The sequence below is a fragment of the Chryseobacterium daeguense DSM 19388 genome (assembly GCF_000430825.1).
GTDB lineage: Bacteria > Bacteroidota > Bacteroidia > Flavobacteriales > Weeksellaceae > Chryseobacterium > Chryseobacterium daeguense.
Map to the genome: position 1 here is coordinate 412,046 of NZ_AUMT01000004.1, position 9,046 is coordinate 421,091.

General features: G+C 39.8%; 6 protein-coding genes. All 6 read right to left on the reverse strand.

Annotated elements, in window-relative coordinates; translation table 11 throughout:
• Window positions 1-3 precede the first annotated feature (3 nt).
• The gene (locus tag H560_RS0108490; RefSeq protein ID WP_027379645.1) at window positions 4-2,532 is read right to left on the reverse strand and encodes a glycosyl hydrolase 115 family protein; all 2,529 of its coding nucleotides are present in this window, start codon (window positions 2,530-2,532) and stop codon (window positions 4-6) included.
• 209 nt (window positions 2,533-2,741) lie between these two features.
• Complete coding sequence (locus tag H560_RS0108495; RefSeq protein ID WP_027379646.1) at window positions 2,742-4,685, reverse strand: glycoside hydrolase family 97 protein; 1,944 nt, start codon at window positions 4,683-4,685, stop codon at window positions 2,742-2,744.
• Between the two features lie 6 nt (window positions 4,686-4,691).
• On the reverse strand, window positions 4,692-6,059 hold the full coding sequence (locus H560_RS0108500; protein ID WP_081413945.1) for a glycoside hydrolase family 43 protein: 1,368 nt from the start codon (window positions 6,057-6,059) through the stop codon (window positions 4,692-4,694).
• A gap of 34 nt (window positions 6,060-6,093) precedes the next feature.
• On the reverse strand, window positions 6,094-7,482 hold the full coding sequence (locus H560_RS0108505) for a glycoside hydrolase family 43 protein (protein WP_027379648.1): 1,389 nt from the start codon (window positions 7,480-7,482) through the stop codon (window positions 6,094-6,096).
• Window positions 7,483-7,496: 14 nt separating this feature from the next.
• Entirely contained in the window at window positions 7,497-8,615 is a 1,119-nt protein-coding gene (locus H560_RS0108510; protein ID WP_162143855.1) for a glycoside hydrolase family 43 protein, read from the reverse strand.
• Window positions 8,616-8,619: 4 nt separating this feature from the next.
• Window positions 8,620-9,046, reverse strand: a 427-nt coding sequence (locus tag H560_RS23095; RefSeq protein WP_027379650.1) for a hypothetical protein, incomplete at its 5' end; no start/stop codon positions are given.

Consider the following 9,046-nt stretch of genomic DNA (forward strand, 5'->3'; position numbering starts at 1 on the left):
GGTTTAGTTTGTCATGATTTCACTTTCCGGAGCACCCAGATAAGAAGGTTTCAGACCTCCGGTATTGATTACTATTTTTTCGAGTACAATTCCCGGTTCGAGCACTCTGAAACTAAGCGTATGCTTTCCGGGTTGTAAAATCTGATGCGTAGTAACAGATTTAATGATGTGCTCCGACTGCCATTTTCCAAGCTCACCTTTATAATGGCCGTTAAAATTGACAGTTTGCGGTGCTCCGCCATCAAAAGAAATTTCATAGCGCAATCCTTTATTGTGATTGAAATTCAGTGTTGGGGCCAGAAGCAACTGTACTTCAAACTCGCCTTTAGATTCAAAATTAATATCATATTCCAGATACATATTTTCTTCTGATTTTGGGTAGGAATTTTGCGGAAATGTAGTCACGCCTGATTTTGTTTTTCCGAAATCGGGTATAATTTCCCAATGAATCCTGTCTGAATTGCCCATTCTGGCAAAGTTTTCAGCTTCGATAGAAACGTAGCCGTTTTTTTCTGCAAATATTTTTTCTTTAGGAACATCTGCTTCAGAAACATAGGTAACTTCGGGCATTATATTTTTTTTCCCGTCAAACCAGGCTTTGTATCCTATTTTCATCTGATCCATCATGTGTGTCCATTTTCCTCCGGCAATCTCATTGTTATATTTATTATCGAGGTAAGCATTTCGTTCAAAACATGCTTTCACTTTATCTGCGTAAAAATTTGCTTTACTATCATTTTTGGCCGCTAACTCTTTGTTTTTAGCTACCGCATAATACATTTCATACAAATTACTGCACGCGTCGATGGGATAAAGAACCAGCTGATAATAAGCGTCCTGATATTCTGCCGGAATCTGCTCTTTCAGACGTAAAGCTTCCAGCGCCAACGCTCTGTAGTCATTTAAAACTGTTTCAAATTCATTATAGTTTTCAAGACTGAATGTTTTGCTGTCCAGCGTTTCCGGAGTTACTCTTCGGTTGTATTTTGCATACAGGTTAATCATTCCGGCAATTTCTTTAGAATGTTTTTCTCCAAATTGCTGTGCAGCCCATTTTTCGGTATATTCCAGTAGATTTTTTGAGTTGAATTGTTTCGGATTCCAAGCCATTTCCTGGAAAAAGCTGATCGGGAATTCCATGGGTTTTAAATCACCTACGTTGACCACCCAGACTTTATCAACTTTATGTTCGTACGACAGGTTCATCTGCTCCCAAACCCGCTGAATCGGACTGATATTGATCCATTTGGAATTTCTTGGTCCGCCCACATAATCAAAATGATAATAGATGCCGTAACCACCCTTGTGCAAAGGTTTTGAAAGATCCGGAAGTTTTCTCACGTTGCCCCAGTTATCATCACAGAACAGCAGAATCACATCATCAGGAACCCTCATGCCTTTGTCATAATAATCCTGAACTTCTTTATACAAAGCCCAAACCTGTGGAGTTTTATCGGCTTTTTTACCTGTGACATCAGCAATAATTTTGCGTTGGTCTTTTACAATTTTCTCGAGTAATGAAATATTGGTTCCCTCTCCCATAGCTTCATCACCGTCGCCACGCATTCCAACAGTAACGAGCTTTTCCCAATTTTTGCTTCTTATAATTCCTGCTTTCCAGAATTCCTGCAATACTTTTGCATTTTTTGAGTAATCCCAGACATTTGGAAGGTTATTTCTTTTAATGTATCTATGCCAGTCGGTTTGTGCCTGCGCCATCGGCTCGTGGTGGGAAGTTCCCATAACAATGCCCATCTCATCGGCTAAAGGTCCGCTCAGAGCGTCATCGTCATAGAAGGCCTTGCCCCACATGGCAGGCCAAAGGTAGTTGCCCTTCAGACGAAGAATCAGCTCAAAAACTTTTTCATAAAATTTAGAATTAACTCCTCCAAAAGTTGCTCTGGCCCAGCCTCCAAGAGAAGGTTCTTCATCATTCAGGAAAATCCCGCGATATTCTACGGCCGGTTCTCCATCAGTATAAATTCCTTTTTTGAAATATAAATTTTCTTTTGTTTCCACCGGAACATCTGCCCAATAATACCAGGGCGAAACCCCTATCTGCCGTGACATTTCATAAATCCCGTAAATAGTTCCCCGTTTATCGCTTCCGGCAATGACAATGGCTTCCGAAACTCCCGGAAACGGATTACTGATATTTTGGATGATGTATTTTTCACGTTTTCCGGTTAAAGATTTACCGTCAATTTTTTTCTGTTTAATCAAATCATCGATAACAGATTTTGTTCCAACAGTTCCAATAATAATTAAAGGTGAATTCATTCCGGAAAGCTGATTCAGCAGACTGGGCTGATCACCGGTTACTTTCTGAAAATCGGATTGAAGGCTTTTTACGGCTCTTAATATTCCTGCATCAGACTGGGATTCTATATATAAAGAAATCCCTACAGATTTGTCTTTCAGAAGAATGGCATCGCCGGTTTTTTCTGTTATGATAAACCGTTCGGCTGCCTGCACATGTAGATAAGCACCAAACAACAGGATGACAAAGAATAGTATGGGGAATCTGTTCATAATCTCTTATTTATCTTGATTATTTTTTCCACAGGTTTCACCTGTGGTTGTTATTGTTGAACCCTTCGGGTTCGTCATTCGGCTCTTTTGTTTTACATAGGTTTTACCTACGGCTATTCATATTGAACCCTTCGGGTTCTCTTGTGGCAAATCGCATGAGGTCCGACCTGAGTGGAAATCAGGTTGAAACTGACCTAATAATTTCTACATTAATTCTTCAACACAAATCCGCCATTCGGTTGAATTTCAATTTCGTATTCTCCTTTTTTGTTAATAGAAACTGTTTTTGTAAAGGTGTTTCCTGCCTTATCATCGTTGATGAGCGTTACATTCTTAGCTCCCAGCATCGGAAGATTCAGTGTAATCTTTTTTGTAGTTTTTTCTGCATTTATGCCTGCAACATACCATTTGTCCTGATGTCTTCTTGCAATGACAGAATATTTCCCGGGATAACCGTCAATAAAAACAGTTTCATCCCAAAGGGTCGGAACTTCTTTCATAAAATCCAGCTGAAATTTTGGTGAATCATTCAGGTTGTTCGGCATTACGGCAAACATCTGGATCGGATTCTGAAACAAAACGGCTGTGGAGAGCTGAAACCCGTCTGTAGTCAATCTTTTGTTTTTATCTTTATTGGATTTGGTTAAAAATTTATTCAGAAAAGTCCCTCCGAATTCCATGCTTCCGACTGTATTTCTGATAAACGGATGTAATGTTGCAAAAAACGCTTCCTGCTTGCGGACATCTTCTGAAAAATAAAGCATTTCAGAAGCTAAAACGGCTTCACTTCCTGCATAATTCGGGTACATCACTTCCCAGCCTTTCGGCAAAGTAGCACCGTGGAAAATAATAGTTAATCCGAAATCATTGGCATCAGACAAAATATCTTCATACAAACGCATGGTTTCCTGTTTGTCGCCGCCAAAAAAATCGACTTTCAGGCCTTTTACACCGATTTCCTTTAGCCATTTCATTTCTTTTTTACGCTCTACAGAAGTGCTCATTTTGTTTCTCGGCCCCATTGGTGCGTCATTAGAGGCTCCGTTGGAATTGTACCACAGCATCACCTTCACATTTTTTGATTTTGCGTATTGAACGAGCTCTTTCATCCTTTCTTTACCTATGTTTTTATCCCAAAGTGCATCAATCAAAATAAATTCATAGTTCAAAGCAGCAGCCAGGTTTATGAATTTCACCTGATCATCATAATTCATACTGTTGTCCTGCCATAAAATCCAGCTCCATGTAGATTTTCCGAACTGATATTTCTGCGAAGGTTCGTAAAGCGGTTCTACTAGATCAAAAGGAATGGTAGTTTCCACAATCGGTTTTAAGGAATTACCAATGGTAATGGTTCTCCACGGTGTTTTCCCGGGAAGAGAAAGCGCTGCACCGGAGCTCCCGAATCCGTTGTTCTCTGCCATATTTGGATACGCAACCTGATATAGATTTTTTTCTGCAGTGGCAGTAAGATGAGAAGCGCAGTACAAACTGTTCACCCCTGTTTCCGAGAGCAAGATCCAGTCTTCATTTCCAATGTGGAAAAGCCCGGGAAAAACGTAACCATAATCTGATTTTGCTCCTAATTCCGCATCGGCTTTGTACCCACTTTCGTAGCTGGGTGCGGTGCGGGCAAAACCGGTCATGGGTTTCATCATCGGAGAGAGAAAGGTGGTGCTCTGTGGCGGGAAACGATATCCGGTAAGTTCAGACTGTACCACTACGCTGAAACGGTCTTTCATAAATGGAATATCGTATCGGAATGCCACATTGTTATTGCTTACCTGAAATTCAATGCCGATATTGAACTGGTCCGCATTAATGAAATTGACAGTTAGCGTATTAGCTTTATATTCAACTTCGGATTTTTTAATTTTTTCGTTGAAATATTTTTTAGAAATATTATTTTTTTTGCTGTTGATGAATTTTAGATTTTTAGAAAAATCAGATTCATTCGTGATTAAACCCAACGGAGATTTTTCGAGCATCATTTTCCCCAGAAAACTTACGGAATACAAAGCTTTTCCTTCCTCCGAAAATATATTCAGCTTCAATTTTCCGTCCGGGCTTGCAATTTCGGCAACCTGTGCTTTAATTTCAGATAAAAGACCGAAACTTATTAATAAAAGAAATATAAATGTTACTTTTTTCACGCTGATTTATTTTGAAAACATCCAATAATCGAAAAACATAATGTCTTTTTCCGCTTTACCTTTAAACACAAAATAAAGACTTTGAATACCTGTTATTGTATTAAGCACATTGACTTTAACCGTTTCAAAACGGTCATCTCCTCCGGTGAGCGGAACTTTCAGAGTCGCGATCAGGGGTCCGTTAACGCCGTCTGATCTTACTTCCATCGTTACATTTCCATTATGCGTGGTTCCGACTCTTGCCGTAAAAGCCTTTGCTCCTTCTTTACCAAAATCAACATTTTTCACATTAATGTAGGCGTCATTTTTCTTTGCTTTAATGAAAATTCCGGCTGTTTTGTTCTGGTAAGATTTTACATTTTCAGACCATGAAATCATCTCCGCCTGATTGAATGCATAAGGATTAACAGATGCAATGGCCTTTGTAATTCCGCTGGTCATTTTGAAAGGTGAAATGGAACCGTCTTTATTAAAGTTAAGCTCCTGTACGCTTACCGATCTTGTAAATCCGCTCCCACCGGGCAAGGCACCGTTGTGATAGAAGAAATAGGTTTTACCCCTGAAATCAATAACTCCGGGATGGTTGGTAAAGGATTTCCCTTCGGAAGGCATTATAATTCCGCCGTATTTCCATGGACCCTGCGGGTTTTTGCTGGTGGAATAGCCGATAAATTCGGGAAGCGGACCGCCCGGCCAGAAGAGATAATACAAATCTTTTCTTTTGTAAAGCCAAGGTCCTTCCTCATATTTTGTGGGTCTTTCGGGGTTTCCTTCCCTTTTTCCAAAAGATTCTTCCGTCATCGGAACCTCAACGATGTCGCCGGAATAAGAAATCATATCCTCATTCAGCTTTACATATTTGAGCTTTGGGTTTCCCCAGTAGAGATGCGCCTGACCTTCATCATCAATGAAAACCGTAGGATCAATATCCCCCCATTCACTTTGAACAAGCGGTTTTCCCAGCGGATCATGGAATGGGCCAAAAGGACTGTCAGCAACTGCAACTCCGATTGCTCCTTTGTTATTGGTTTTGGATATCATCGGGACGTACATAAAAAATTTGCCGTTTCTTTCTATGCACTGTGCTGCCCAGGCATCACGCTTTGCCCAGTCAAAATCTTTATAGGAAAGAATTACTCCGTGATCTGTCCAGTTCACCATATCATTGGTGGAAAATAACTTCCAGTCGTTCATCGTAAACCATGTGGAATCATCTTCATCATGGCTGGTGTAGACATATAATCTGTCTTTGTAGACCATTGGAGCAGGATCTGCAGTATAAGCCGTCTGAATGATCGGGTTTTGTGCGGCAAAAGTACCTGCACAAGAAATCAGCAGACCGTTTATTATCGTTTTTATGGTATTATTTTTCATTTTTTAGTAATAATCAAATTTTTAGAGCCTCAGTTTAATTTGCACTGAATTTCCACCAATCGAAGTAGAAAAGGTCTTTGCTTCCTGTAAATACAAAATACAGATCGTGCACGCCTTTTATATTTTTTACCTGAGTTTTAAAGGTTTTAAAAATATCCCCTTCCGCTTTTCCGGTTATGTTGATAGTTCCTAAAAGCGGCCCGTCAACTGCATCAGTGTGAATTTCTATACTTCCACCGCCTATTGAAGCTGCCGATACTTCCATAAATTTTGTCCCTTTAGAAAAATCCACGCCCTGAACTTTTAGGTAATCACCATTATTGACTGATGAAACCACGATTCGGTCGGCAATCTTTTTTCCGGTGTCATAAGGATTGTTTCTTTCCCATTCGGTCATTTTTTCAGTTTTCAAACCTTCGCTGTAGGCAATTGTTTCGGCTTCAACTTTCGTATATGGATCCAAAGTACCTATTCTTTTCACGCCTTCAGGATTCCAGAACGGGAGCTTTTGAATAGTGCCATCGGAATTATAAACCATCTCGCTCACACAAACAGAACGGCGTTCGTAATGCTTGCTTATTTTTTGCTTTCCAAGATTGTAATTGAACGCAAAAACATAAGATTTTCCTTTGTAATCAATGATTCCGGGATGATTTCCGTTGGAACGTTTATCACTGTCCATAATCATTCCTTTGAATTCCCACGGGCCGGTTGCTGATTTGCCCATTGCATAACCTATTCCTTCCGGACAGCATGTGGAAGCATACGCCATATAATAATTTCCTTTGCGCTTCCACGCCCATGGACCTTCCTGATAATGAAACGGATCCGGAGAACCTTTCACTTTTGCAATTGAAGCATCTTTTACCACTGGTCCATCCACAGAAATCATATCTTTATTAAGCTTTACATACCATAAATTGGGATTTCCCCAGTATAGATAAGCCTGCCCGTCATCATCAATAAGAACGGTGGGATCAATATCATCAATTGAATTTTTAATCAAAGGTTTTCCTATCGGGTCTTTGAACGGACCATACGGACTGTCTGCCACCAAAACACCGATTCCTCTTTGTCCCGGCATCGGGCAATACATATAAAACTTCCCGTTTCTTTCTACAACCTGGGGTGCCCACGCTCCGTTTTCGGGATCTGTCCATTTGAAATCCTTTAAAGAAGCTACAATCCCATGGTCTGCCCAGTTCACCATATCTGTTGAAGTGTACAGCAGCCAGTCTTTCATTTTAAAACCGAATGCATCGTCTTCATCGTGACTGGTGTAAAGAAAAACGGTGTCTTTATAAACTAACGGCGCAGGATCGGCCGTAAATTTGGTCTGAATGATAGGATTCTGGGCAGATAATGATAATCCTGTGAGCATCAAAGCCATACTCAATGTATATTTTAAAGTCATTTTAATCATTATTAATTTTTTGATTAATATTTAATGATTTGCTCTGTCCAAGTTGGACCTGTGATGTAAAACATTCCGTCTTTGTAGTGTACCGGTTCAATTCCCATTTGCGGACCCAACTCCCAAGGCTCAAAAGTCTGACTGTACGGATACGGTCTTTTTTCATACATAAAATAATGGCAGGAATTCCAGAGATTTCCGTCGGGACCGATGAACAAAGCGTTGTGTCCTGTTTCCTGATAGGGATCTTCGGTATCTGTAAAGAATAGATTATCGTAGCCGTTTTCTTTCGCCATTTCGGCTCGGTAACCTTTTTTTCGGGTTCCGAAAATAGGCTCCCGAGAAGCCAATTCCCAAGGTCCCAAAGGTGATTTTGATTTTAATAAACCTACTTCATAGCCTCGTGTCCAGGTGGAGAAAAACATAAAATAAGTTCCTTCTTTTTTAATCACGAAAGGTCCTTCAATTCCACCAACCATCCATTCCGGCCAGCCTGGTTGTTTTTTGTCGAGAAATTTTTGAATAGGTGTAGTTAATTTTCCTGTTTTTAAATCAATTTTAGCCTGAAAAAGTCCGTTGCCACTGCAATACAAATAAACCTGTCCGTCTTCGTCTTCAAACAATGTTGAATCATTATTATATTGAGGTGTCAGAGGACCGTTGACCAATTTGTAAGGCCCTGTTACTTTATCCGCTGAAAACAACCAAACGCTGTGCGTTGCCATTCCTTTCGGGTCTTCTTTGGTGACTTTTCCGCTGTTTACGGTCAACCAATATTTCCCTTGAATAAAATGAATTTCCGGTGCCCAGAATCTTCCGTTATAAGGCGTGTCTTTCGGAAGTTTTTTGGCATCAATGATGAATGAATGCTGTTTCCAGTTGATCAAATCTTTTGAAACCAACATTCGGACACCCGGATTAGGGCCAGTCCAGACAGGATTTGAAGTTCCCACACAATACCACATATCATCTACTTTAATAATAAAATGATCCCGCATTGAAATGGCAGAATCTCTGGTGATAGGATTGGTATATCGAAATTCTTTCTGTAATGAAACTTTGCTTTTTTCAACTTGAGCAAAATCATTATTCAAAGCAAAAATGAATAATGAAAACGTTAGAATATTTTTAAAAATCTTCATAATTTTATCTTTTATATGGACTTTCATTCATTTTTAAATATGTTTCTTCGTAGCCCCCGTTGTCGATGACTATTTTATACAGTACAACTCCCGGATCTAGCGGTTCAACTGTTAAAATCTGTAGGCTATTTTCATTCGGAGAAAGTGTAAATGTTTCAACTTTTTCTACCAATCTCGCCGCAGCTGCAGGGTACATTTTGGTATAATTATTCGCCCAGGTTAAATCCTGATTGATACCGATGGTTTTTGGGTCGCTTTTATCAAAATAAGCTTTAACGCTGTGCCCGCCTTTTTTGAACGGAAGCGTAGAATCAAAGAAGAAATGTACTTTTACAGTGGAAGGATTATTTTTTAATTTAAACTGATAACTAATAGCTGATCCGTTTGTTTTTTCGGTGTAAGGCATTAAGGAAATTCCGGAAAGTGTTCTT

Bases quoted from the DNA above. Each gene is read 5' to 3' on its own strand.
- H560_RS0108500 (WP_081413945.1), bottom strand. From the start codon at position 6,059: ATGAAAAATAATACCATAAAAACGATAATAAACGGTCTGCTGATTTCT.
- H560_RS0108490 (WP_027379645.1), bottom strand. From the start codon at position 2,532: ATGAACAGATTCCCCATACTATTCTTTGTCATCCTGTTGTTTGGTGCT.
- H560_RS0108510 (WP_162143855.1), bottom strand. From the start codon at position 8,615: ATGAAGATTTTTAAAAATATTCTAACGTTTTCATTATTCATTTTTGCT.
- H560_RS0108505 (WP_027379648.1), bottom strand. From the start codon at position 7,482: ATGATTAAAATGACTTTAAAATATACATTGAGTATGGCTTTGATGCTC.